Annotated in this window: 21 protein-coding genes; 4 read left to right on the forward strand and 17 right to left on the reverse strand. The window is 71.9% G+C overall.

Features of this window, described 5'->3' with window-relative positions:
- Positions 1–242 precede the first annotated feature (242 nt).
- Positions 243–2000 carry a lysyl oxidase family protein gene (locus tag JEQ17_RS24395; protein ID WP_234048344.1) on the forward strand — a complete coding sequence of 586 codons (1758 nt, stop codon included), beginning with the start codon at positions 243–245 and terminating at the stop codon, positions 1998–2000.
- 90 nt (positions 2001–2090) lie between these two features.
- Here the strand turns inward: JEQ17_RS24395 and fabG are convergent, their stop codons facing one another.
- The 14 genes from fabG to JEQ17_RS24465 form a co-directional block, all read right to left on the reverse strand.
- A complete protein-coding gene (gene fabG, locus JEQ17_RS24400; RefSeq protein WP_200397201.1) occupies positions 2091–2810 on the reverse strand; it encodes a 3-oxoacyl-ACP reductase FabG in 720 nt (239 codons plus the stop codon).
- Positions 2692–4422, reverse strand: a complete 1731-nt coding sequence (locus JEQ17_RS24405; protein ID WP_234048345.1) for an MFS transporter — start codon at positions 4420–4422, stop codon at positions 2692–2694. The genes fabG and JEQ17_RS24405 overlap by 119 nt, the downstream gene beginning before the upstream one ends.
- Complete coding sequence (locus JEQ17_RS24410) at positions 4419–5873, reverse strand: class-II fumarase/aspartase family protein (protein ID WP_200401690.1); 1455 nt, start codon at positions 5871–5873, stop codon at positions 4419–4421. Before JEQ17_RS24410 ends, JEQ17_RS24405 begins: the two co-directional genes overlap by 4 nt.
- Before the next feature lie 5 nt (positions 5874–5878).
- Positions 5879–7777 (reverse strand): FAD/NAD(P)-binding protein, encoded by a 1899-nt coding sequence (locus JEQ17_RS24415; RefSeq protein WP_200397202.1) that lies wholly within the window; start codon positions 7775–7777, stop codon positions 5879–5881.
- On the reverse strand, positions 7774–8694 hold the full coding sequence (locus tag JEQ17_RS24420) for an NAD-dependent epimerase/dehydratase family protein (RefSeq protein WP_200397203.1): 921 nt from the start codon (positions 8692–8694) through the stop codon (positions 7774–7776). The genes JEQ17_RS24415 and JEQ17_RS24420 overlap by 4 nt, the downstream gene beginning before the upstream one ends.
- Before the next feature lie 3 nt (positions 8695–8697).
- Positions 8698–9297: a hypothetical protein gene (locus JEQ17_RS24425; protein ID WP_200397204.1), complete on the reverse strand. Its 600-nt coding sequence runs from the start codon at positions 9295–9297 to the stop codon at positions 8698–8700.
- A complete protein-coding gene (locus tag JEQ17_RS24430) occupies positions 9294–10985 on the reverse strand; it encodes a class I adenylate-forming enzyme family protein (RefSeq protein ID WP_200397205.1) in 1692 nt (563 codons plus the stop codon). Before JEQ17_RS24430 ends, JEQ17_RS24425 begins: the two co-directional genes overlap by 4 nt.
- The gene (locus JEQ17_RS24435) at positions 10972–11859 is read right to left on the reverse strand and encodes a beta-ketoacyl-[acyl-carrier-protein] synthase family protein (protein WP_234048346.1); all 888 of its coding nucleotides are present in this window, start codon (positions 11857–11859) and stop codon (positions 10972–10974) included. Before JEQ17_RS24435 ends, JEQ17_RS24430 begins: the two co-directional genes overlap by 14 nt.
- Entirely contained in the window at positions 11856–13100 is a 1245-nt protein-coding gene (locus JEQ17_RS24440) for a beta-ketoacyl-[acyl-carrier-protein] synthase family protein (RefSeq protein ID WP_200397206.1), read from the reverse strand. The genes JEQ17_RS24435 and JEQ17_RS24440 overlap by 4 nt, the downstream gene beginning before the upstream one ends.
- The gene (locus JEQ17_RS24445) at positions 13090–13419 is read right to left on the reverse strand and encodes an acyl carrier protein (protein WP_200397207.1); all 330 of its coding nucleotides are present in this window, start codon (positions 13417–13419) and stop codon (positions 13090–13092) included. The genes JEQ17_RS24440 and JEQ17_RS24445 overlap by 11 nt, the downstream gene beginning before the upstream one ends.
- Positions 13416–13691, reverse strand: a complete 276-nt coding sequence (locus JEQ17_RS24450) for an acyl carrier protein (RefSeq protein ID WP_234048347.1) — start codon at positions 13689–13691, stop codon at positions 13416–13418. Before JEQ17_RS24450 ends, JEQ17_RS24445 begins: the two co-directional genes overlap by 4 nt.
- A gap of 132 nt (positions 13692–13823) precedes the next feature.
- Entirely contained in the window at positions 13824–15212 is a 1389-nt protein-coding gene (locus tag JEQ17_RS24455; protein WP_325176336.1) for a class I adenylate-forming enzyme family protein, read from the reverse strand.
- An 80-nt stretch (positions 15213–15292) separates the two neighbouring features.
- Positions 15293–16624 (reverse strand): 3-dehydroquinate synthase II family protein, encoded by a 1332-nt coding sequence (locus JEQ17_RS24460; RefSeq protein WP_200397210.1) that lies wholly within the window; start codon positions 16622–16624, stop codon positions 15293–15295.
- Positions 16621–17439 (reverse strand): 2-amino-3,7-dideoxy-D-threo-hept-6-ulosonate synthase, encoded by an 819-nt coding sequence (locus JEQ17_RS24465; protein ID WP_200397211.1) that lies wholly within the window; start codon positions 17437–17439, stop codon positions 16621–16623. The genes JEQ17_RS24460 and JEQ17_RS24465 overlap by 4 nt, the downstream gene beginning before the upstream one ends.
- Before the next feature lie 525 nt (positions 17440–17964).
- On the opposite strand from JEQ17_RS24465, the gene JEQ17_RS24470 reads away from it, so the two are divergent.
- A complete protein-coding gene (locus JEQ17_RS24470; protein WP_200397212.1) occupies positions 17965–19410 on the forward strand; it encodes an MFS transporter in 1446 nt (481 codons plus the stop codon).
- 70 nt (positions 19411–19480) lie between these two features.
- On the opposite strand, the gene JEQ17_RS24475 is transcribed toward JEQ17_RS24470, so the two are convergent.
- Positions 19481–20878 carry a S41 family peptidase gene (locus tag JEQ17_RS24475; RefSeq protein ID WP_200397213.1) on the reverse strand — a complete coding sequence of 466 codons (1398 nt, stop codon included), beginning with the start codon at positions 20876–20878 and terminating at the stop codon, positions 19481–19483.
- A gap of 285 nt (positions 20879–21163) precedes the next feature.
- Between JEQ17_RS24475 and JEQ17_RS24480 the strand changes: the two genes are divergently transcribed.
- A complete protein-coding gene (locus JEQ17_RS24480) occupies positions 21164–22756 on the forward strand; it encodes a PH domain-containing protein (protein ID WP_200397214.1) in 1593 nt (530 codons plus the stop codon).
- Between the two features lie 15 nt (positions 22757–22771).
- Here the strand turns inward: JEQ17_RS24480 and JEQ17_RS24485 are convergent, their stop codons facing one another.
- Positions 22772–23110, reverse strand: a complete 339-nt coding sequence (locus JEQ17_RS24485; protein WP_055618087.1) for a MerR family transcriptional regulator — start codon at positions 23108–23110, stop codon at positions 22772–22774.
- A 449-nt stretch (positions 23111–23559) separates the two neighbouring features.
- Here JEQ17_RS24485 and JEQ17_RS24490 point away from each other — a divergent pair, with 449 nt between their 5' ends.
- The gene (locus JEQ17_RS24490) at positions 23560–23955 is read left to right on the forward strand and encodes a hypothetical protein (protein WP_200397215.1); all 396 of its coding nucleotides are present in this window, start codon (positions 23560–23562) and stop codon (positions 23953–23955) included.
- Between the two features lie 138 nt (positions 23956–24093).
- Here JEQ17_RS24490 and JEQ17_RS24495 read toward each other — a convergent pair whose 3' ends face one another.
- The gene (locus tag JEQ17_RS24495; RefSeq protein ID WP_200397216.1) at positions 24094–24429 is read right to left on the reverse strand and encodes an SCO5918 family protein; all 336 of its coding nucleotides are present in this window, start codon (positions 24427–24429) and stop codon (positions 24094–24096) included.
- Positions 24430–24622: the final 193 nt, after the last annotated feature.

Consider the following 24622-nt stretch of genomic DNA (forward strand, 5'->3'; position numbering starts at 1 on the left):
GCACGTACCGGCCCCGGCGGCCATTTCCCGATCTTGTTCTCAACAGGCAACCCCTGCACCGCATTTGCCAGTCTCACAGGTTGCTCACAGCTGCTTGATCACAGATCGGCGCCGGGCGCGCGGGGGTGCGTCCGGACCGTACGGCCCGTGCCTGCGCGGTTTCATGCCCCGGCATCGGCCCGGTCGGCTGTGGGCAGCCCAGTCCGATGCCACAGACCATGGCACTCGCAGACGAGGAATTGATGACCAGCAAGAGAAGTCAGACAAGCCAGGGCAGTCAGACAGGCCAGGGCAGTCAGGGAAACCGGACCCGTTTACAGCGCGCGACGTTCGCGGCGGGAGCCGCGCTCACCGTCGTCGTCGCGGGAGCCGGAGCCGCTCCCGGCGCCGGGGCCGCACAGGAGAGCACGGCGGGGAAGCCGAAGCTCAAGCTGATCGCCGCGTCGAACTCCGTGACGCTCGACCGCTACGAGTGGGACGGCGCCCCCGGCGTCTTCCTGGACCTCGGCACATACGTCTCGGTCGACGACGCGCCGCTGGAATTCAAGGTGACCCGGAAGTCGTACAAGGACCCGGTCGTCGCCCAGCAGATACTCCGCAACGGAACGAGCACGAAGACGAAGGCGCTGCCCGCCGGGCTGGTGAAGGACTTCTCCGGTCTGCCCGGCTTCGTCGAGGTGTCGATCAAGAACGCGGCGGGCGAGGAGGTGTCGGCCACCAAGGGCACCTACTGTCCGAACAACGCCTCGGGGCGGATCCGTCCGGATGCCCCGGCGACCTCGAAGTATCCGCAGAGCTGCCCCACCAATCCCTTCACGCTGGGCTCGGTGTGGGGCGTCGAGAAGGGCTGGGCGTCCAACACCAGCACGATCGACTACGACAAGCCGGTGGACCTGCCGGTGGGTGAGTACACCGCCAAGGTCGGGGTGTCCAAGCAGTACCGCGACCTGTTCGGCATCCCCGACGACCAGCACACCATCAAGCTGACGGTCCGGTCGGAGGGCGAAGGCGGGGAGGGAGCCGGAGTGGCGGCCTCGCGGTCCTCCGCCCACGGAGGCGGGCACGGCGGCCATGGCGCACCGTCCGCCAAGGATCCCGCCGAGGCGGCCGCTGCCGCCGCGCACCACTACGGACCCCGCGGCGCCGACGCACCCACTCCGCCGGCCCTCTCCCACGCGCTCGAGGACCGTGGCCTGGCACACCACCTGGGCGACGGGCCCGGCCACACCGACGGCTCGCGCATCGCGCCCGCGCTGAAGGCGGCCGCCAAGCGGCCCAGCGGCCGTGCCGGTGTCCCGGCCAACGTGCCCAAGCCCGACCTGCGTTCGCTGCCCGCCTGGGACATCGCCGTCACCGACGGCGAGGACGGCGACGCCCCGGGCAAGGACTACCTCGCCTTCAGCGCCAACGTCTGGAACGCGGGCCCCGCGCCGCTCGTCGTGGACGGCTTCCGGGCTCCGGGCAAGGACCTGATGGACTCGTACCAGTACTTCTACGACGCCGCCGGGAAGCAGGTCGGTTACACCCCCAGCGGCACCATGGAGTGGGACCCGCGGGAGGGCCACGAGCACTGGCACTTCACGGACTTCGCCAGTTACCGGCTGCTGAGCGAGGACCAGACCAAGGAGGTGCGCAGCGGCAAGGAGGCGTTCTGCCTGGCCAACACCGACGCCATCGACTACACGGTGAAGAACGCCAACTGGCACCCGGAGAACACCGATCTGTCGACCGCCTGCGGTGAGCAGAACTCGATCTCCGTGCGCGAGGTCCTCGACGTCGGCTCCGGTGACACGTACACCCAGTACCGTCCCGGCCAGTCCTTCGACATCACCGATCTGCCGAACGGCACGTACTACATCCAGGTGATCGCCAACCCGGAGAACCGTCTCCAGGAGACGAACACCGACAACAACGTCGCGCTGCGCAAGGTCGTCCTGGCCGGTGAGCCGGGCGCCCGCACCGTGACGGTCCCGCCGCACGACCTGATCGACGCTCCGTAACCACGCGTCCCCGAGAGGCTCCTGGTCCGGCACTCCGGCGCCGGGCCAGGAGCCGCGCCCTTTCCGTGCGTCGACTCCGCGGTGGTGGTCTCAGTGCCCCAGCCCCGCACCCCCGTCCACCGGGAGCACCGCGCCGCGCACATACCCGGCGCCGACCAGGAACGCCACCGCGTCGGCGACCTCCTCGGGGCGGGCGAGCCGGCCTGCCGGAGTCCGCCGCAGCAGGTTCCCGCGCTGCTCCTCGGTGAGCGCACGGCTCATGTCCGTCTCGGTCAGTCCGGGCGCCACCACGTTGCAGGTGATGTCCCGGGGCCCGAGTTCGTGGGTCAGCGACCGGGCGAAACCGACCAGACCCGCTTTCGACGCCGCGTAGTTGGTCTGCCCGGCGGCGCCGTGCAGGGCCGCCGTCGAGGAGATCAGCACGATACGTCCGTGTCCCGCGCCCAGCATTCCGCGCACCGCCCGCCGGGCGACCCGGAAGGCCCCCGTGAGGTTGGTGTCGACCACGGAGGTGAAGTCCTCCTCGGTCATCCGCACCAGCAGCCGGTCCTGGGTGGTACCCGCGTTGGCGACCAGGACGGTGACCGGGCCGTGGGCCGCCTCGGCCTCCTTGAAGGCCCGGTCCACCTGTTGACTGTCCGTCACATCGCAGCGCACGGCCAGGAGTTCCGCGGCCTCGGGCGGCGGCTCCTCACCGCGGTACGTCACCGTGACCCGGTCCCCCGCCGCCGCGAAGCGGCGGGCCGTGGCCAGCCCGATCCCCCGGTTCCCCCCGGTCACGAAGACCGACCGGGCCGTTGCCTGTTCCATCGCCGTCCCCATTTCCGTCCTCCCCATTTCCGTCGCCCCCACTTCCCCTGCTTCCGCCCCCACTTGCTCTGTCGACGTTCCGTGTCCGCAGTCCCACGACAGCCACGGCGAATCCGACGAGGGCCAGTACGGCGGTCCAGAACGTGGCCGCGTACATGGCGTCGAGGAAGGCGCGGTCGGCGGTGGCCGCCAGTTCCGGCAGCCGCAGTGAACCGGCCAGCGAGCGGGCCGCCTCGGCGGAGGTGCGGGCCTGTTCCTCGGCGTCCGGCGTCAACCCCCGTGCCCCGCCCGGCAGTTGGGCGTCCGCCATCCGCTCGCGGTACACCCCGGAGAGGATCGAGCCGGCCATCGCCACTCCGAGGGTTCCGCCCACCTGCCGGGTGACGCTGTTGACGGCCGACCCGGCGCCCGCGAGATGCGGCGGCACCCCGCTCATCATCACGGCCGTGACCGGCGTACCGACCAGGCCCATCCCGAAGCCCTGCACCCACAGCAGCGCGGCGACGGTCAGGACCGGGGTCCGTCCGTCGAACCACAGATAACCGACGTACGTGGCCGCCGTGGCCAGGACCCCGGCCGCGACCGTCCACCGGGCCGAGAGCAGCCGGCTCAGCGCGGGGGACGCCTGACTGCCCAGGACGATGCCGATCGCCGCGGCGATCATGACCGTTCCGGCGTCGGCGGGGGAGAGCCCGCGCGGCCCCTGCAGATAGAAGGCCGCGTAGAAGAGGTGCCCGGCCAGTGCCATGAACGCGATCAGCAGCACCACGCTCCCGGCCGTGAACCCGGGCTGCCTGAACAGCCGCAGATCGAGGCTGGGCGCGGGCGACCTGCGCTGACCGGCGACGAAGAGGGCGAGCAGCGCGCCGCCCAGCAGGAGGGGCAGGAGCACGTGCGGGCCGTACCAGGTCTGTCCGTTGCCGAGTTCGATGATCCCGTAGACCACTCCGCCGAGACCGAGCACCGACAGGGCGAGACCGGGGAGATCGAGCACCCTGCGCCGGGGACCCTTCAACTCCGGTACGACGGCCACCACTCCGGCCAGACACAGGGCCACGATCGGCACGTTGACCAGGAAAACCGATCCCCACCAGAAGTGGCTGAGCAGCGCCCCGCCGACGACCGGTCCGACGGCCACCCCGAGACCGCTGGACGAGCTCCAGATCGCGATCGCCCGGGTGCGTTTCTCCTCCGGGGTGCTCTGCACGATGACCGACAGGGTCGCGGGCATCAGCAGCGCGCTGCCCGCGCCCATGGCGGCGCGCGCCACGATCAGCCAGACGGGAGAGGTGGCGAAGGCGCCCGCGCCGGAGGCGGCGCCGAACAGCGCGAGCCCCGCGACGAGGGTGTTCCGGGGGCCGAAACGGTCGGCCAGCGCACCGCCCGCGAAGAGCGTGCCGGCGAAGACCAGGGTGTAGGCGCTCGCCACCCACTCCAGCTCTGCGGGGGTCGCGCCCAGGCCGTCGACCGGGTCGGCGAGCGTGGTCACGGCGACGTTGAGGACCGAGGTGTCCAGCCAGATCAGCATCTGGGCGCAGACCACGACCACGAGGACGGGCCAGGACCGGGACGGGACGGCTCCCTTCTCCTCCGCCCGGCTCACGGCGGTCATCGGCTGCCTCCCCTGTCGTCGAGCTCCGCGAATCTGCCCAGCGCCCGGTCGACCAGTGCGTCGGCCGCGCCCGTGTAGCGGGCCGGGTCGAGCAGTTCCGACAGCCGGGCGGGGGTGAACCGGGCCGAGAGTTCGGGGTGCCCGGCCAGCACCTCCGCCAGCGGGCGTCCGGTGTCGGCCGCCTCGGCCGACGCGGCGGTCAGCAGCTTCTTCGCCCGCACCTTGCCGAGCGCCGGGGCCAGCACCACCGTCAGTCGCTCGGTGACGAGGGCGCCCCCGGTCAGTTCGAGGTTGGCCAGCATCCGCTCCGGGTGGACGACCAGCCCCTCGGCGAGCTCGACGGCCGTGTGCGCGGCCCCGCCCGCCAGCCGCAACGCCTCCCGCAGCGGCTGCCATTCGGCGTGCCACGCCCCGGCCGGCCGCTCGTCCTCGGCCAGCAGGCACTGGGCCAGTACGAGGGAATGGGCGGGCACCTGACGTGCGGCCGACACGATCAGCGTGGCCAGCGCGGGATTGCGCTTCTGCGGCATCGCCGAGGAGGCCCCGCGTCCGGCGGCCGCGGGCTCGGACACCTCACCGATCTCCGTACGGGACAGCGTCTGCACGTCGAGCGCGAACTTGCCGAGCGCGCCGGTGACCAGCTGGAGCACCGCCCCCACCTCGGCGACGGGCGTACGCACGGTGTGCCACGGCAACACCGGCTCGGCCAGCCCCAGCGCCTCGGCGAAGGGGCGGAGCAGCTCGACACCGCCCTCGCCGCCGTCCGGGTTCCGTCCCCCGGCCCCGCTCTCCCCGTCCTCCTGGCCCTCCCCGCGATCCAGCAGGGCGTACTCGCCGTACGCGGCAAGCGTCCCCGCCGCTCCCCCCAGCTGGGCCGGGAGCGCGGACGCGACCGCCCGCACCCGGACCAGGGCGTCGCCGACCAGCTGGAGCCAGCCCGCCGCCTTGAGACCGAAGGTGGTGGGCACCGCGTGCTGGGCCAGGGTGCGACCGGCAAGGACGGTGTGGCGGTGGGTGTCGGCCAGCGCGGCCAGGGCGGCGCCGGTGCGTTGCAGGTCGGCGGCGATCAGGCCGAGCACCCGGCCGGCGACCAGCATGGCCGCGGAGTCGAGGATGTCCTGGCTGGTCGACCCCCGGTGTACGTACTCGGCGGCGGCCGCGTCCTTGGCGGCGACCACCTCGGTGAACGCCGTCACCAGCGCGACCACCGGATTGGCCGCGGCCCGGGCCGCGTGGGCCAGGGCGACCAGGTCGAGCCGGTCCGCGCGGGCCACCGAGGCGATCGCCCGCACCGCGGCGGCGGGTGTCAGCCCGACCGCGTACTGGGCCCGGGCCAGCGCCACTTCGGCGTCGAGCATGGCCTGCAGCCACGCCTCGTCGGTGACCTCGGCGGCCGCGGGCGTACCCGCCCAGGTGGGGGCGAGCAGACCCGCGTCGGTACCCACGGACATCACGTTCACGCTCCTCGGCCTCCTTCGCCCGACGGCTGATGTGTCTGACGCTTTTGATGAACCGTCAAAGTCATGTCCATCGGCGGGACTTCGGGCGGCGGAACTTCGGCCGCTTCCGGCAGCATCAGCGCCGCCCGCGCGATCGCGTCCGAGTCCTCCAGCGTCACCGAGCCGACGCCCGGCCGGATGCCGACCGCCGTCACCCAGCGCACCCCCTCCGTCGGCACCCCGAAGGCGAACCGGCGCGGGTGCGCCCGGCCCGCCGCGTCCACCAGCCGGGGCGGGTTCCTGGTCACCGCGAGCCCGCCCGTCTCCCGGCCACCCAGCCGGTACGGGACACAGTCACCGGCGGCCAGCAGCCCCCGCAGCAGGGGGTCGGTGCTCCGCCGCAGATCGACGACGGGCAGCCGCGCCTCGACGAGCGCGCGGACCAGCACCGGAGGTTCGGGCACCTGCTCCGCGTCCACGAGGAAGCCGCCGTCGCGCGCGGAGGGCCGTACGCGCATCCCCGGGCCGAGCACATGCACCACCTCGGCCTCGATCAGCGCGATGAGCTGCTCGATACGGAAGGCCGGCGGGCCGATCGACGTGTATGCGTTCAACGGCGTGTACCAGCCGTCCAGTTCGGCCCGGTACGACGCGCCGGACACCCCGCCGTGGTCGACCACGAGCCGTATCTCGTTGCGCAGGTCCCGCAGGGCGTCCAGCGCGGCCTTCATCGGCCCGCTCACATTGCCCAGCCGTGCCTCGGCGACATCCCGGCGCAGGTACTCCAGCAGCCAGTGCCGGAAGTCGTCCCGGCCGGTGAAGTCCCGGTCGCCGTAGGGCCGTTCGATCCGCCGCCAGTCCCACGGCTCGGCGGGCGGCACCCCGTACAGGTCGGTCCACGCCTCGTCGTGGACGGTCCGCACCTCACGGTCGATCAGCGGCCAGATCTCGTCGCGGAAGGAGACGGGGTGCCCGTCGTCCGCGCGCCGCCGCAGCCCGGCGACGACCTCGGGGGTCAGGAAGCGGGGGTGGTGGCGGCCGAGCGCGCCCTTCTCGTTCTCGCCGCGTGCGTGGTACGGCACCCCGCGCCGCGAACCGGCGTACAGCACCGGCTCGTTGCCGCTCGGGAGGTAGACCAGGCCGGACTGGCTCTCCTTGAACGTGCCGCCGCGGCCCTCGGTGAGCAGCGCCACGCAGTCGAAGAAGTTCAGCCCGAGGCCGCGCAGGGCGACCGGTGTGCCCGGCGCGATCCGGCTCAGGTCGACGTCGGCGGGGTTGGCGGGCCGCACATGGACGGCCGGGCCGTGCCGGTCGGCGAAGGAACCCAGCGCACGTTCCTCCGGGCTCGGGGTCAGGTCGCCGTGGCCGAGCGCCAGCACCACCGAGTCCAGCCCGGCCAGCAGTTCGCCGTCCTCCAGAGTCACCGTCTGCCGCCCGTCCGGGGTGTCCGCCAGCGCGACCGCGGTCGCCCGGTGGGTGTGGACCGTCACCCCGGGAGGGGCGGTGTGTAAGAGATGCCGGAAGACCCACTCCAGGTAGTGGCCGTGGAAGGCGCGGGTCGGATAGGTGTCCGGGCCGAGCCGCCGCGCCTCCTCCAGGACCCGGTCCGGGTACGCCTCGGGCCCCAGGGTGCGCGCCCACTCGTACAGGCTCGGCCCCGGCACCGACGGTCCCGCGCAGTCCACGCTGTCGTCGGTGAACAGGGTCACCTGGGAGGCGACCGTGTTCATCAGCAGCTCGGGCGGCTGGTCGGTCCGCCACACCGCGCCCGCGCCGGGCGGGTACGGGTCGACGAGGTGGACCACGACCGGCCCGGCGGCCTGTCCCGCGTTGGCGCAGACCCGCTCAAGGACCGAGAGCCCCCGCGGACCGGCGCCGATCACACACATGCCGATGGCGTCACCGGGCCCGGTCATTCCCGGCCCAGCCCGTCGCGCCAGCTCGGCCGCAGCGGCTTCCAGCCCAGTTCCGTACGGGCCCGGTCGTTCGCCGCGCCACGCGCCGCGGTGAGCTGATGGGCCATGAACCAGCCCAGGAGCCGGGGCGCGAGTGCCGCCGGAATCGTCCGCGGGGGCGGGCCGCCCAATGTGCGGGCGAAGTGCGGCAGCCACTGCGCGGCCGGGGCCGGATCGTCGTCGGTCACGTGGAAGACGCCGGTGGCCTCCGACTCGACCGCCGCGACGGCCGCCCCCACGGCGTCCACCAGATGCACGAACGAGGTGATCCCGGACCCGCCCCCGGGCAGCGGGAGCTTCCCGGTCAACACCCGTTGGCCGGTTCCGCCGATACGGGCGTACGCGGTCCCGGGGCCGTAGAGCGTGCCGTACCGCAGCACCACGCCCGCGAGGTCCGGGCCGTCGCCCAGGACCTGTCGCTCCAACTCGGCGACGGCCCGTACGGTGGCGGCCCAGCCGGCGTCCGGGGCGTCCACGTACAGCGGCGCGTCCTCGTCGAGTACCGGATCCCCGGCCGGGGCGGCGGCGAAGGCGACGGACTGCGCGACCAGCCGCCGCGCACCGGACGCGTGGGCCGCGGCGACCAGGTTGGCGGTCCCCTCGGTCCGCAGCCGCGCGGTCAGCGCGAAGGCCTCCACCGGGTCGTCGGGCAGCAGCCGCAGTGCCGTCATCTGGTGGACGACCACCTCGGGCCGGACCGCCGACACCGCGGCCAGCAGGCCCGCCCGGTCCAGGGCGTCGGCGACCACGACCGTGTCCGCCTCCGGAGCCCGGGACTCCTCCCGTACCAGCGCGCTCACTTCATGACCCCGCGCCCGCAGCGCCCCCACCAGCGGATGTCCGACCACTCCGGTGGCCCCGGCGACCAGTACGCGCATGGCTCAGCCCTCCATGGCGGGGGAGGAGACGGGAGCGGGGGGAGTGGCGGGAGCAGGGGGAGCGACAGGAGTGGCGACCCGCATCAGCAGCCGGCACGCCTTGTCGCCGTCGCGCAGACAGCTCTCGGCCCGGTTCTCCGTCAGGGTCACGCCGAGCCCCTCGGACCAGCCCGCGTGGATGTCGGTGCACGGGCACCGGTAGCCCTCCAGCGAACCGGCCATCCGGACCATGGTGATGGCGAAGTTCCGCCGCAGCGTGAGCACGATCAGGCCCTCGCCTTGGCCCTCTCCCTCGTCCTCGACCTCGGTGGAGGCGTTGCGCAACTCCCGGGGGAACATCCGGTCGCCGCACTCGTCGTAGCGGCGGCGCAGCTCCTCCAGGTCCTTGCCGTTGTCACCGCTGTCGGGCAGCGGTCCCGACCTGCGGCCGACGCGCTGCCCGACGTGCAGGGCGACCTTGCGCAGCGCCTCGGCGTTGAGCTCGTTCGCGGCCTGCTGCCCGAAGCGGCTCGCCACGCCCTGGTACCAGTGGGCGTCGTGCTGCCACCACAGCCGGTACGCCTCCACCGTCTGCGCGCGCTGGTTCACCTCGTCGGTACTCACACCTGCCCCCTGACGGCGAACCGGTCGCGCATGACGCGTTTCAGGACCTTTCCGGTGGCGCCCTTGGCCACGTCGTCGGGCTTCATCCGCAGGGCCCGGGTCACCGGGGGGAATCCGGCGGCGGTGAGCACGGCGTTGACCCGCCCGGTCCAGTCGCCGTCGTTGTTCTGCTCGTCGTTCTGCTCGTCCGCGTATTGCTCGTCCGCGAGCTGGAGCAGCGCGTACGCCTCGGCCTCCCCGTCGCCGTCCCAGTCGGCCCGTACGCCCTCGGGTGCGACCCCGACGACCGTGCAGTCGGCAAGCTCGGGCAGCTCCCGCAGCAGGAGTTCCTCGGTGCGGGTGCTGAAGAGGATCCCGTCGCGGGTCCGGACGGCGTCCGGTGCCCGGTCCAGGTGGTAGAAGTTGCCCTCCTCGTCCTGCTGGGCGAGGTCCCCGGTGAGCCAGTAGCCGCCCAGCCGCATCCGGTTCCAGGTCAGCGAGTCGTTCCAGTAACCGGGCGTGAGGGTGGGCGACTTGAGGCCGAGGCGGCCGATCCGGCCGGGCGGCAGCGGGGTGCCGTCCTCGGCGAGCACGGCGGCCTCGGCGAAGCTGATGGGCTTGCCGACACAGCGCGAGTAGGCCGAGGTGTCCTTGGTGTGCCGGTTGTGGAAGACGGAGTAGCCGGCCTCGGACGAGCCGAGCCCGTCCACGAAGACGGAACCCTCGACCCGTACGCGCCGCAGGTCCTTGCCCATCGTCCGGTGGCTGCCGTGCTGGACGAGGGCCCGGATGTGCGACTCGTGGGCCGCGTCCCCGGTGTTGAACCACACCTGCACGCTCGACAGATCACGGTCCGCGAGCGGCTCGGCGGCCATCTCGCCGAAGGTCCCGGCGAAGGCCAGCACGGTGGTGGGCGCGAACTCCTCGATGGCGTCCAGTACTTGGGCACCGCGCTGGCTGGAGAGCAGCTTGATGTCCGTGCGCAGCAGCAGGCAGTACAGCAGCGTCGCCACCATGGCGTTGTGCGCGCCCGGCAGCCCCACCAGCGTGCGTGCCATGTCGGTACCGGTGGAGTAGCGGAGCCGGTGCACCTGCGCGTACATCAGCGTCCGGTGGGTGTGCGGAACTCCCTTGGGCATACCGGTTGTTCCGGAGGAGTGCGAGATGAGCACCGGATCGGTGGGGTCGTGCCGGTACGGATGGGAGGTCGGGAGGAACTCGCGGTGCTCCGGGCGGATGTCGGCGGCGGTGACGCAGAAGCCGAGCCCCTCCGACCCCTCCGCGTCGGACAGCACGTCATGGTGCTCGCGGTCGGTGAAGGCGCCGACCGCGCCCTGCCGTCGTACGTACTCCCGGGCGGTCTCCGGGGGCAGATTGCCGTTGACGAACGAGGGAACGGCACCGAGAGCCGTCAGCGCAAGGAAGTTCACCGCGAACTCGGCGCTGGAGTAGGAGTGGACGGCGACCGGGTCGCGGGGCCGCACACCCTGGGAGGCGTACCAGCCCGCGTACGTCTCCACCGCCTCGCACAGCTGCCCGAGGGTGAGCACCTCGGGCCGGCTGCCGTCCGGCGCCCGCCAGCCGCCGTCCGTCCACAGCACGGGCTCGTCGAGCGGCCGGCCGTACGCGGTCAGGCGCTCCAGTACGTTGCCGGCGCCGAGTTCGGTGTCGGAGCAGATCCGTGCCCGCTCCTGCCTAGAGATGAGCATGGGTCTCCGTCCCGTTCCTTGCGTCGGTCGTTGCCTCTGTGTCGGCGGTGAGGAGGAACGCGGGCGCGCGCGAGCCGGTCACCAGGAGGTGACTCCCGCCCTCCCGCAGCACCCGCCGGTGGACGCCGGCCAGCTCGAACAGCCCCTGGATGTCACCGGGTCGCCCGGTCGCGACGGGACCGGTGTCGGTTTCGGCACTGGCGTCGGCGTTGGCGTCAGGGATGTACATCTCGGTCGACCGGATCGTCACCGGTGTGTCGGCGCCGGGACGGCCGAGCAGCAGCGCGACGGCCAGCCCGGCGGACGCGGGAAGGGCGGCGACCGGGACCGCACGGCCGTTGCCACCGGCCAACTCCTCGTACACGGCGGCCAGTCGCTCGCTGCCGCCCAGCTCCACGCCCATCACCAGGACCCGGTCCACCTCCGGGTCCTCCAGGAGGAGGTCCGCCATGGAGAGCAGCTCGGTCACCGGGTCGTCGAGGGTGGAGAGGCTGAACATCTGCCCGGTGATCCCGAACTCCCGGCTCAGATAGCCGAGTACGGAGTTGGGGGTGGCCTGCATGAACAGCAGCGGGTTGTGGACCCGCCCGGAGACCATGCGCCGGCTGGCCAGATCAGCGGTGGTGGTGTCACCGGCCGTACTCGCCAGCGCGACCGCGGTGCGCGAGCCGTCCCCGGGCCGTTCGGCGAGGCACAGCCGGGCGGCCTCGTACGCGAGCGGGCTGAAGGCCGACTCCACGAAGCCGGGGAGCCTCGGCAGCGGGATGTCGCCGCCCCGGCCGGTGCCGTGGGTGGCGGTCGCGGTGGTGAGGATGCCGAGGGACGACCGCAGCACGGTTCCGTGGCTGTTCTCGGTCTTCGTGGTCGGGGTCACGGCCGCTCCAGGACGAGTGCGGTGTTGGCGCCTCCGAAGGCGGCGTTGACGGTGAGGGCCCTGCGGAGGTCGGTCCGGCGCGGTTCGTTCGGCACGTAGTCGAGGTCGCACTCCGGGTCGGGCCGGGTGAACCCGGCGGTCGGCGGCAGCACGCCGTCCGTCAGGGCCAGCATCGTGATCACGAACTCCACGACGCCCGCCGCCTCCAGGAGATGGCCGGTGGTGCTCTTGGTGGAGCTGACCGGTATCGACTCGGCCCGCTCCGGGAAGGCGGCCCGCAGTCCGCGGGTCTCGGCCCCGTCGTTGTACTTGGTGCCGGTGCCATGGGCGTTGACGTAGTCGAGGGCGGCCCCGTCCGGGTCGCCGGCGAGCCGCATCGCCTGCCGGGCCGCGCGGGCGAGTCCGACACCTTCCGGGTGCGGCTGGGCGATGTGGTGGGCGTCCGAGGCCGCGCCCCAGCCCACCACGCCCGCCAGTGGCCGGGCACCGCGGCGCCGGGCATGCTCGGCGGACTCCAGCACGACGACCGCCACACCGTCGCCGAGCAGCAGCCCACTGCGGTCGGCACTGAACGGCCGCACCATCCCGTCACACGACAGCGCACGCCCGGAGTCGAACTTCCCGAACGTCTCCTCCTCCACCAGATATCCGCCCGCACAGACGGCCACGTCGATCCGCCCGGACGAGATCAGCCGACAGCCATGAATGATCGCGGCGGCAGAGGCGACACAGGCATTGGTGAAGGTCAGCCGAGGCCCGACCAACCCGAGCTCCCCGGCCAGAAGCTCGGCCAGCCGAGCGGGCACGGCATCGCCAACGCGCCTCACGTCCTTGGAGGTCCCGCGCACCGGCTGCTTTTCAGGGGCGCGGGGAACTGCGCGACCAGCCACGACGGACCCGCAGCTTCCGGACGACCCATCACCTCGCCAATACCGAGTCACACTCGTGTGATCCCCGGCCACACCGAGCAACACGGCGGCTTCCGCGCCGGGGCGCAACCCCGCCATGTCCAGGGCCTCCGCCCCGCACCGCGCGAGCGCGAAACGCAGGGCCCACCCCTCAACACCCCCGGGCCCATCGACCGCGGCCCCCGCCATCGCCGTACGGTAGGGCCCGGTATCGAACCGGGTGGTGGCGGCGAACGAGGGAACCCCCGCGAACACCCCCCGCCGCAAGGCGTCGGCCCCCGTGCCGAACGCGGTACGCACGCCGAACCCGGTGACGGTCACCTCACCGCTCACGGCGGCCACCCCCTTCGGGGCGGACCGCCTGGTCCGCCTGGGCGGCACGCAGATAGTCGGTGAGCCGCCGCAGCGAGGTGAAGTCGGCGATGTCCTCGTAGGTGGGCTCCACGACCAGCCCGAACCGCTCCTCCACGACGTGCAGCAGCCAGACCAACCCCAGGGAGTCCAGGATCAGTTCGGTGTCCTCACCGAGTTCGGCCGGCACGCCGGGGAAGATCTTGCGGTCCGCCAGCAGCTCGCGGACGGTGTCGGTGGTGAGGGGGGAGAGCGCGGGCTCACCCTCACGCGCGTCGCTCGCCGTGGCCCCCGTGCTCATGCCTTCGCACCGCGTCGGACGATCTCGGCGACGAGAGAGCCGAGGGTCAGGGAGGCCAGGGGCTCGATGTCGGTGTCCGGTATCTCCACACCGAACCGCGACTCCAGCCGCAACGTGAGCTCGATCAGACTCAACGAGTCCAGATCCAGCCCACCGACGGTCACCGGACTCTCGTCCGTGATCCCGTCACGGCTCATCAGGATGTTCATCTCGTCGATGACGGTGCCGAGCACGAACTCACGGATCTCGTCTTCCAAGACAGACGTACTCATGATGGATGTCTCCATGTGAAGGATCGTGAAAGGTGTATTCCGGCGCAGCACGGGCGCCCCGTCAGGGGCGTGGGAACTGCGCGACAAGCCACAACGGGCCCGCGGCCAACGATCAACGGGAGCTACCCCACCTCACCCGACAGCGCGTTCACGCAACAACGTGGGCTGGCGAACAAGCTTCCCGTTGGACGTACGAGGCAACGCATCCAACAGCCGAACCACCCGCGGCAACTTGTAGTCGGCGAGCCGCTCCCGACACCACCGCAGCAACTCCTCCGCCGAAGGAACCCCGCCCTCGGCGGAAGCGGCGGCGCGCGTCACGACATACGCCTCGGTCACGTCCCCGTGAACCACAACCGCCTGCTCAACCGCGGGATGCCCCCGCAGCACGTTCTCGACCTCGGTGAGATCCACCTTGAGTCCGCCGATCACGACAAGGGAGTCGGCACGGCCGTGCACCCGCACGGCCCCGCCGCTGCCGTCCACCGAGGCCCGGTCCCGTGTACGCAGCCAGCCGTCCGCGTACTGCGTACCGCCGGAGTCGAAGAGATACGGCGACTCGTCGAGGGCGACGTCCAGTTCGCCCCGCCGCACCCGTACGACCATGCCGGGCGCGGCCGGGCCGACGGACGGCCGCAGCGTGCCGCCGACGTCCATGGCGACGACACCGCTCTCGGTGGTGCCGTAGGACTCGCCGACCGGCACCCCGTACCGCTCGGTGAACCGGGCGGCGACGTCCGGGGGCATCAGTTCGCCGCCGGACACCGCGACCCGCAGGTCGGGAAGTCCGGGCGGATCGACGGCGGCGGCGAGCAGTTCGTAGTGCATCGGCACCCCGAACAGGGCGGTGACCCGGTGGTCCACCGCGGTCCGCAGGAGGTCGCGGGCCGAGATCCGGGGCGCGAAGACGACGGAGACACCGGCCGCCAGGGAGTGCAGCAGCCCGGCGACGAGGCCGAAACTGTGCGCCGTCGAACTGAGCAGCAGTACGCGGTCGCCCTCGCCCGGCATCCCGGTGATCCCGGCGAACCGGTCCACCTCGGCGGCGAGCGAGGCGGCGGTCCTGCCGATCACCTTGGGCCGCCCGGTGGAGCCGGAGCTGAACTGGACCAGCCGGTGCCCGGTGGCGGCCGGCCGGCCCGTTCCGCGGCACTCGGTGACGACCTCGTACTCGGGCCGGAAGCCGAACGTCGCCTGGACGTTGGAGCCCGCCCGGACCATGAACTGCGGCCGGCAGGACGCGCAGAGCGCCGCCACCTCGGCCGGTTTGAGCCGGAAGTCGAAGAGCATCACCTGGGCGCCCAGCCGCCACAGCGCGAGCAGCACCTCGACCTGGGTGAAGCTGGGCGGAGTCCGCAGACCGACGGCGCTGCCCGGACCGATGCCGAATCCGGCGAACACGGCGGCCTGCTTGGCCACCCGTTCCCGTAACTCGCCCCGGGTGACGGTCTCCTGTTGATGTGTCAGATACGGCAGGGTGTCGTCCCGCGCGTCGAACAGCCGTCGGACGAGGGAACCCATCCCGTCGACGTCCACGGGACCACCGGACAGGTCGCTGTCTCTCAGCGGGTCCCTCAGCGGGTCTCTCAGGCCGCCGCCCATCAGACCTCCTTGCAGAACTCGCCGATGGGCAGGCCCACATGGCGCTTGTCCGTGGCCAGATAGCCGAGCAGTTCGTCACCGGTCCGCAGTTCGGTGACGTTGAGGACCTTCCCGCCCGGGCCGAGCACCCGTACGTGCCAGTCGTCCTGCACGGTCAGACTGACCAGCCGGCCGTCCTCGGCATGGGTACGGATCTCCAGGAGCGGCCGGGACTCCAGCTTGGCGCGGCCGACCACGACCCGCCGGGTGCGGCCGTCGGCGCCGACCCCCAGCAGGACGCTGCCGGAGCCCACCTCGCTGAGGTAGCTGGTGCGGTTGTCGGGCCCGAGCGTGTACGAGTGCAGGGCACCGGCGTTGACCCGGAACGGCCTGGTCGGCATGTACGGCAGCGGGTGCGTCTCGCTGCAGCAGAGCACGAACCCGGAGGAGTACGAGCCGACCAGGATGCCCTCGTCCTCCTCGAAGTGCGAGCAGGTGTCCACGCAGACCCGGTCGCCGAGCCCCACGTGCCGGATGCTCTCCACGGTCAGTGTGGACAGCTCCAGTTGGGGTGTGGTGGCCTCCAACAGCCGGGCCAGCGCGAACACTTCGTCTGCGCTGCGGGGCGTGAAGAGGATGCCGTCCGAGCCGCGTTCGAGGACGTCGAAGACGATGGCCGCCTCCTCCAGCCCGTCGACGACCGTCACCAGCTTGCCCTCGGCGGACTCGGCCGCGGCGAGCACGATCTCCAGCGGGATCTTGGTCGGGTCGGCGAAGTGGATGACGGTGTACGGCAACGCCATGGCACCCGCGCAGGACAGCGTCAGGGTGCGGTCGTCCCGTACGTCGATGAACCCGGCGGCGGGCGTGCCACCGGTGCCCCCCGTGGTCCCCATGCTCCCCGTGGCCCCCATGCTCCCCGTGCCGCCGGTTCCGCCCGCGCCACCGACGGCACGGTTGTCCGCCGCGAGGGCGTCCAGCTCCTCCTGGGTGCCGAACTTCCGTAGCAGGAGGTCGATTCCGGTGGCGGTTTCCGTGGCGGCTCCTGTGGCGGTTCCTGTGCTGGCCGGTGAACTGCCCTTCCCGGAAGGGAGGTTGGCATCCTTCGCGCCCCCGGCGCCCTTCGCCTCCTTCTCGCCCGGCTTGGCTCCGGGCCTGTCCCCGGGCTGCTTCGCGGCGGCCGTGCCCGAACCCCCGGTGACCAGCACCCGGGTCACCGTCGGCGGCAGCGTCCCCAGTAGCTCGGCGTCGGCGGCCACGACTCCGGCCATCCGGCTGTGGACGGCCGCGTCCACCACTGCCTGGAGCTGCGGACGGGGGACCTCACGGAGATCGATCCATGCGAACCTCATGCGACTCCTGCCACGATCGTCGAATACTTAGTCATGCTCATGTCATCCGAGATGGTGCTGCCGCCGTGCACGACCGCGGAGAGCCGGGACACCAGCGCGGCGGGCGAGGGGGCCGAGAAGATCCGGCGGCCGATGGCAAGGCCCCGGCAGCCGGTGGCCATCACGGCGGCCCCGTACTCGACCAGGTCGGAGCCGTCGGGCGGACCGCCGGCCGCGAGCACGGGGATGGGACTGGCCGCCACCACCTCGGCCATCCGGTCGATCGGCAGGGCGACGGAGGTCTTCACCATGTCCGCGCCCAGATCGGCGGCGACATTGGCCAGATGGGCGAGGAGGGCAGGGTCGCGCGGGTCCTCGATACGGGGGCCGCGGGGGTAGACCATCGCGATCAGCGGCATGCCCCACGCATCGCAGGAACGGGCCACCGCCCCCAGGTCGGCGAGCTGCTGGGACTCGGTGTCCGAGCCGATGTTCACGTGGACGCTGACCGCGTCGGCGCCGAGCCGCAGTGCCTCCTCGACATCGGCGACCAGCACCTTGGCGTGGACGTCGGCGGAGCGGGCGGTGCTGGCGCTCAGGTGCACCACCAGGGCGCAGCTCCTGAGGATGTCCGGGGCGAAGGCGCGGGCGCGCCCCTTGTGGACGATGACCCCGTCGGCCCCGCCCGCCACCAGTGCGCGCAGCAGGTCGTCCCACTTGTCGGCGGGGACGATCGGGCCGTCCGAGACGCTGTGGTCGAGCGGTACGAGCAGGTGCCGGTCGTCACCCGCGAGTGAAAGTCTTCTCAAGCGTAATAGCTTGCCAGTTTTCAGCATGGGTAATGCGCCTTCCCAGCCCGGAGGCCGCATTTAAGAAAGCCGAACCGCGACATCCTGTTGCGGTCTCCATGTCCGAAAAACGATGGTCGTAGAACTTTCAAGTTCAGTCGGCATCAGCATTCACGCGTAATCGACCGTTGGCAAGGCGTGATCACCGGCAAATTTTTATGCGTGTTCAGGAATGAATATTGACAGTGATTTGACAGGTATGGCGGGGTTGACGCCGCAGGAGAGTGCTGTTCGTGGGGTGTTGGGCGGCAAATGACGAGGTGGCGGGTGTGATGTGCTCTATGCGCATTGAGGAGGTCTGCCCCGCGCATGGCCGCATCGGACACTTTCCTGCGGATGTCACGTGTAAATGCCAGGCAATTCCCGCGGGCAGCTTTTCTTTCGGGCTTCCTTGTCGAAATTGAATTTCCGGGCTTAGGGTGTCAGGCGCGCTCCGGAACGTGTTACATGCGAGGCCGTCCCCCCATCTGCACCCGGACCGTACGGACCGGGCGTACCGGAAGTGACTTCCCCATGCCTGATTTACCGTCCAAGACCGCTCCCGTGACCGCCGGCCCAAGACCGGCCGCGTCCCCACCGCCGACGGCGAGGACCACCGAGACGTCCGCCGGGAAGACCGAGGCCCCGCGGGTCGCCGTCGCCAGCCTGGTCGGCACCACGATCGAGTACTACGACTTCGCGGTGTACGGCACCGCGAGCGCACTCGTCCTCGGCCCCGCCTTCTTCCCCTCGGGCAACGCCACCGTCTCCTCCCTGGCCGCGTTCCTCACGTTCGCCGCGGCCTTCCTCTCCCGCCCCCTGGGCGTCGTCCTGTTCGGCACGATCGGTGACCGGCTGGGCCGCAGACGGGCCCTGGTCGCCTCGCTCCTGCTGATGGGCGTGGCCACGGTCGGCGTGGGACTGCTGCCCACGTACGAGACCGCCGGACTTCTCGCCCCCGTACTGCTGGTGACGCTCCGTCTGCTGCAGGGCGTCAGCATGGGCGGCGAATGGGGCGGGGCGGTGCTGCTCGCCGCGGAACACGCGCCGCCCGGCCGCCGCGCGCTGTACGCGTCCATCCCGCAGGCCGGCCCCTCGCTCGGCTTCCTGCTCTCCACCGCGGTCATCCTGCCCACCCTGAACATCGTGGGCCGGGACGGCTTCGTCGACTGGGCCTGGCGGATCCCGTTCCTGCTCAGCACCGTGCTCGTCGTGGTCGGCCTGTGGGTCCGTACGACGGTCTCCGAGTCGCCGGTGTTCGACGCGACGGCGAACCGCACGACACAGCCGCAACCAGCACCCGCACCAGGACCAGCACCAGCACCGGGTCCCGCATCCGCGATCGCTTCCGCACCCGCGACGGCTTCCCGCTTTCCGCTGGTCACGCTGCTCAAGCGGTACCCCGGCCGGGTGCTGCTCGGCACGGGCGCGGCGATCGGCGGCTCGGCCGTCTACTACCTGACGATCGTCTACAGCATCTCGTACGGGCCGAAGGAACTCGGCATCCCCCAGAACACGATGCTGACGGCGGCGAGCGTGGGCGCGGCGGCCGGAATCGCCATCACCCTGCCGGTCGCCAAGCTCTCCGACCGGATAGGCCGACGCCCGGTGATGCTGGCCGGAGCCGTCGGCTGCGTGGTCTGGGCGGTGCCCATGTACGCCTCGCTGAGTTCGCGCGACGGGCTGGTGATCACCGGCGCCTACACGGTCGGCCTGATGTTCCTGGCGCTGATGTTCTCCCCGGTGGCGGCCTTCCTCCCGGAGCTGTTCCCCGCCCGGCTGCGCTACACCGGCGCCTCCGCGGCCTTCATCCTCGCCAACACCCTCGGCGGCGGCTTCGCCCCACTCGTCGCCACCTGGCTGAACAGCCACTGGGAATCACCACTGGTCCTCGGCTTCTACACCGGCACCCTCTGCCTGCTGAGCCTCCTGTGCCTGCTGGCCCTCCCGGAGACCCGGGACCAGGAGTTCGACATCTGACGGGCCTCGGTCAGGGGAACGGACCGGTGAGATCCAGGACGGCTCACCGGTCCGGTCCGTCACGCGTCCGTCACGCCTGTCCGTCCCGGCGGCGCAGCAGCTCCCGTGCCTTTGTCAGTGCGCTGTCGCGGCCCTGCTCGAACTCCTCCTCGGTGAAGACCGGGGTGCGGTGGTGCGGTGGGATGCCGGACCCGTCGAAGGTGGTGCCGTCGGCCGTACGGAACTCCTCGTTGGGCAGCGCGAAGGTCCAGCCGTTCGGCAGGGTGCGGTCCATGGTGTCGGAGAAGACGCCCTGGGTGTTCTGCCCGATCCGCACGGGCTCCGGGCTGCGTGCCATCAGCGCCTGGGTGAAGGTCTCGGCCGCGCTGACCGCCAGCGGTCCGGTGAGGACCGCGACCGGTCCGGCGAAGCGGGGCCCGTGGTGCGGCCGTACCGTGACCGGCTGCCCGGGTGTGAACCGGGTCGGGTCCCGCGGGTCGTTGCGCGCGTACTTGGTGTACGCGGTGTACGGACGGTCCGTCAGCCGCGAGACGACGCGCAGTGCCAGCGGGTCGGCGCCGCCGCCGTTCAGCCGCACGTCCAGGATCAGCCCGGGCAGCTTCTGCCACGGGATCCGGTCCAGGGCCGCGTCCAGTTCCGCCTCCCACTTCGCGTACGACTCCTCGTCGGTGTAGCCCACGAAGCGGGTGATGCGCAGATAGCCGGTGCCCTCCGGGAGGCGGGCGAACGACAGCGCCCCGTTCGCGTACTGCCGCAGCGGCACCCCGACCGCCTTCGTGACCGCCGTGTCGATCCGGGCGAGATCCTCTGGACCGTGCGGCGGTGTGTCTGGGCGCAGGCCTCCGAACTCCCGGTCCTTCCCGTCCGACAGCGAGGTGTGCGCGTCGTGCAGGGGCTCGATCATCTCCCGCAGTACGGCGAAGAGTTCGTCGTCGGTCGTGTCCTTGCCGACGCGGGGCCGGTAGCGGTCGCGGACGGCCTGCCAGTCGATGTGCTTGGCCGCGAAGAACGGGTAGTTCTCGGCGTAGGTCCGCCAGAAGACGTCGAAGACCGCACGCGGATCGGCGGCGGGCCTCTTCGCACACCGGCCGGGGAGTGCGGCGATCCGGTGCAGCGTACGGATCCCGGCGCTGGAGGCGATCCGCAGCCGCGCGGTGTCGTCGCCCCGCGGAGTGACGGTGACGTCGACCGCCCCGCCGAACACGGGGAAGCGGCGGCTGCCGTCCGGGGCCGTGTGCCCCCGCTGCTCACCCTTCATGGTGCCCGGCAGACAGCTGACGGCGGTGGTGTCGTACGTCGTCAGACGGCGGCCGCTCACGGCGACCGCCGTGCCGTAGCCGTCCATCCGCCAGACGCCCTCCAGCGACGGTGCGGCCCTCCCGGCGGTGGCGCTCGCGGGCGTGGCGACACCGGTCAGGGTGAGCACCGCGGAAGCCGCGAGTGCGACGGTCAGGATGCGTGAGTGCATGGTCGGTTCTACCCCCTGGTCGTACGAATCGACGCTGCGCGGCCACGACGGAGGCGCGGGGCCGCGCATACGGCCGCCCCGCCCCGCCTCGTCCTTCGGTCCCGCCGCTCTGCTGTGTCCAGGGTGTCGGCGGGGCGCGGACCGCACGATGGTGCTGGCCTGCGGACCGGCGGTGGGGCTTGCCCCAGCACACGGCGGGCGGCCCCGGTCGGCAGTGTCGTCGGCCCGAACGCTGCCGCATCCGGCACAGGCGGGCGCCCGGCGGGCGGTGACAGGGTGTCGGGCATGACCGATGTGCGGGAAGTGATCTGCCGCCCTTTCGGAAGACGTGTTCTGTGGTTCTTCGCCGGACTGGGGGCGGCCGGGGCGGGCGCGGCCGTGGTGCGTCTGGCGTACGAGGGCCCGGACGCGGGGCTGGGCGTCGGCCTGCTTCTCGCGTCGGCGGGCGGCTGGGCGTTGTACAAGGCGACCGCCCGGGTACGTGCCGACACCTACGGCGTGCACTCCTGGACGCTGCTGCGGCGCCGGAGTGTGCGCTGGGGCGACATCGCCGATCTGCGCGTACGCCTGAAGTACGCGAACACTCCCCGGGTTCAGGACACCCGTGCTGTCAGCCTGTTGCTGGGCGACGGACGCAGGCTGCTCCTTCCGCTGCCGCGGAGCTGGTCCTACGACGATCCGGACTTCGACGCGAGGCTGGACGCGTTCCGTGCGCTGCACCGGCTCCATGGAGCACCGGAGTCGGACCATGTCCCCGTCGTCTCGTACCGCACCGCCGGACGGGGATGGGCCGGGTCACTGGCCCTGTGCGTACTGCTGCTCGGGGGCGCGGGCCTGGCGGCCTGGTTCGTGCCGAGCGTCGCGTCGGGGGAGCGGGCGTGGCGGTCGGCCACGCCGTGCACCGCCGGGACGTCCGCCGCGGAGCGCGACGAGTGCCTGACCACCCTGACCGCCGTGATCGCGCGGACCGATGCCACCCGGTCCAGGAACAAGAGCAGTTGGCTGTACTTCGTCGACGGCCGGCCGATGGAGCGGCTCGCGGTCTCGTCGGACGGCGCGAAGATGTTCCGGCCCGGCGACGGCGTGGAACTCACCGTCTGGCGCGGTGAGGTGAGGGAGGTCGTCGGCGGGCGTCACGTCTACCGCCCGCACGTGCCCGCCTCAGGGGACCTGGCCGTCGTCGCGGCCGTGTGCCTGCTGGCCGCGGGCTGTCCAGCCGCCCGGGTGCTGCTCCGGCTGCGCGGGCGCCGGCTGCCCGACGACGAGGTCCTTCCGTCGGCCCTGCCGTTCGCGGGCGCGCTCGTCGGCACGGCCCTGTGGCTGCTGCCGCTCTGCTACCTCCACCCCACGACCCTGCTCACCGATGCCGTGGCGATCACCTGGGCGGCCGCGGGCTCGGCGGCCACACTGGCCTTCCTTGTCCGGGCGTGGCGCGCCACCCGTGTCCGTATGCCCGGGGAGAACGACACCACGGGAGCGACGGGAGGAGTCGCGGGAGCGACCGGGGGGTCCGCCGGGACGGGGACCGCGGAGGACGACGTGTTCCTGGCGGCCCGGTTTCTGGAGCACACCGACTACAACCCGTACGGCTTCGGCACCCATGTCGTTCTCGGCGGCGGGCCGCTCGCGGTGACGCCCCACCCCGGTCCGGGCAGGTTCGCGGCGAAGCCGGTGCCGGTGGAGCGGCTTGCGGTCAAGGAGGTGCGGCGCGTCCGGGGCAGCGACGGCGACACCGTCTCCGGCGGGTGGCACATCGCCGAACTCGACGACGCGGGCACCCCCGTGCGTCTCGCGGCGGCCCCGGCCGACCTGACCCGCATCCTCCGCGAGCTGGCGGCCGCGAGAACCCCCGCGAACGCCGCGCACCCCGACGCCTGACGGCCTCCGCCGCGCTCAGGCGGGAGTCTCGGGCGTCTCGTTCGCGGCGCGGCGGTACTCGGCGTTGATGCGCTGTGCTTCCTCGAGCTGGTCCTCAAGGATGACGATGCGGCAGGCTGCCTCGACAGGGGTTCCCTGGTCGACGAGTTCGCGTGCGCGCGCGGCGATCCGTAGCTGGTAGCGGGAGTACCGCCGGTGTCCGCCTTCGGAGCGGAGCGGAGTGATCAGCCGTGCCTCGCCGATGGCCCGGAGGAAACCCGGGGTGGTGCCGAGCATTTCTGCTGCCCGGCCCATCGTGTACGCGGGGTAGTCGTCGTCGTCCAGACGACCGCTGAGCGGAGTATCTGCTGTCATGTCACCTCGTTGACCAACGCGTCGAGGGGCCCCGGTGCCGAACGGCACCAGGGCCCCGAAGGAAATTGAACACCATCTGTCGGCGCTACTGCTGCGCCGACCTTCTGTTTCCGCAGTCCGGCCCGGGAGACGGGCGGGTGTGCGGGGATCGCGAATGCGTGACCGTGGACCACCTTCCAATCCGGGGTCTTGCGGTACCCGGCCGGACGATGCCCTGGCCGGGCGATCCTGATGGCGTCTGCTCCTTCTCTCCCGACGTTGTGTACGAGAGAAACTTTAATCACGGCGTAGGTCAATGTCTACTCTGGCGAGAGTAGATTTCAGTTCGCTAGAGGCGTAGGTATTCTGCGGTCCCCGGTGACGACCGGTGACAGCCGGTGATGTCAGGGGGCAGGCGGGCGGGGCCGGGCCGGTGAGGCCGGACGGGCCGCTGAATAGACTCGGCTTCCATGACGAACCCCGACCGGCTCCTCGTGGACATCTCCGCCCTCGTGGAGTCCGGGCAGAGCAATCAGATGTCGCTGACCGTGGTGGTCGGCGGTGCCGTCATCACCGGCAGGCTCGCTCCCGAGGCCGTGTGGCGGGAGCGGGTGTCGGAGGTCCTGAACGACTCGGACCGGCTGGGCCCGTTCTCCGCGGTCTTCGGCGCCGAGCCGGCAGCGGGCGGCGGCCCCGAGGGCGGCGACCGAGGCGCCCACGACGGGCCACCCGCGTATCTGCACTTCCACCTCGCCCGGATCCTTCAGGGCAACATCGGGATTCCCGAGACGGGCGGGATGTACCGCGTCGCGATCGAGGACGTCAGCGCCTGGACCGTGGGCGACGTCAGCTACTCCGACCACTGAACCGCCGCCGAACCGCCGTACCGGAGCGCTCCGGTACAGCGATGAGGGCCCTGCCGACGCGCGTCGGCAGGGCCCTCATCGCTTGGTCCCGGCGTCAGCCGGGGAGTACGTCCTGGTGTCGTCGGCTCCCGCCGGTCGTCACAGGCCCAGGGGGGCCGGCGCCGGGGCCGGGGCCGGGCTGCCGAGCAGCGCCGACGCGGTCTGGAGCGGGGTGGCGGCGACCGGGGCGGGCTCGGGCTCGGGGCCCGCCTGGCAGGTGAAGCCGAGCCGGGTCATGGCCCGTACGACCTCGCCGCTGGTGAAGTCACGGCGGTCCTGCCGGGTGATGACCTCGCCGACCTGCTTGACGGGGTAGTGGCGGCGGCCGATGATCACGGACTCGCCCGTGATGGCCTCGGGCTTGACGCCCTTCATCGAGTCCAGGACCCCGCTCTTGTCGAGGTCGAACGGGAACCGGGCGATGACGCAGCGCATGATGCCTCACAGGGAAGGGAGGGGTGGGGAATGGGGAGAGTGAAGAAGAGGGGGACCCGGCCCGACCGGGGTGGATCGGCGAGCGGGAGAGGGCGGGAGCGCCGGGCAGCGCTCCGCACACTCTCCCACTGCCCGCCGGGAGCGCGCACCGGGCGTCGCCCGGACCGCTCTTCCGGCGGGCGACGGGAACGCG

The sequence above is a fragment of the Streptomyces liliifuscus genome, from assembly GCF_016598615.1.
Classification (GTDB): domain Bacteria; phylum Actinomycetota; class Actinomycetes; order Streptomycetales; family Streptomycetaceae; genus Streptomyces; species Streptomyces liliifuscus.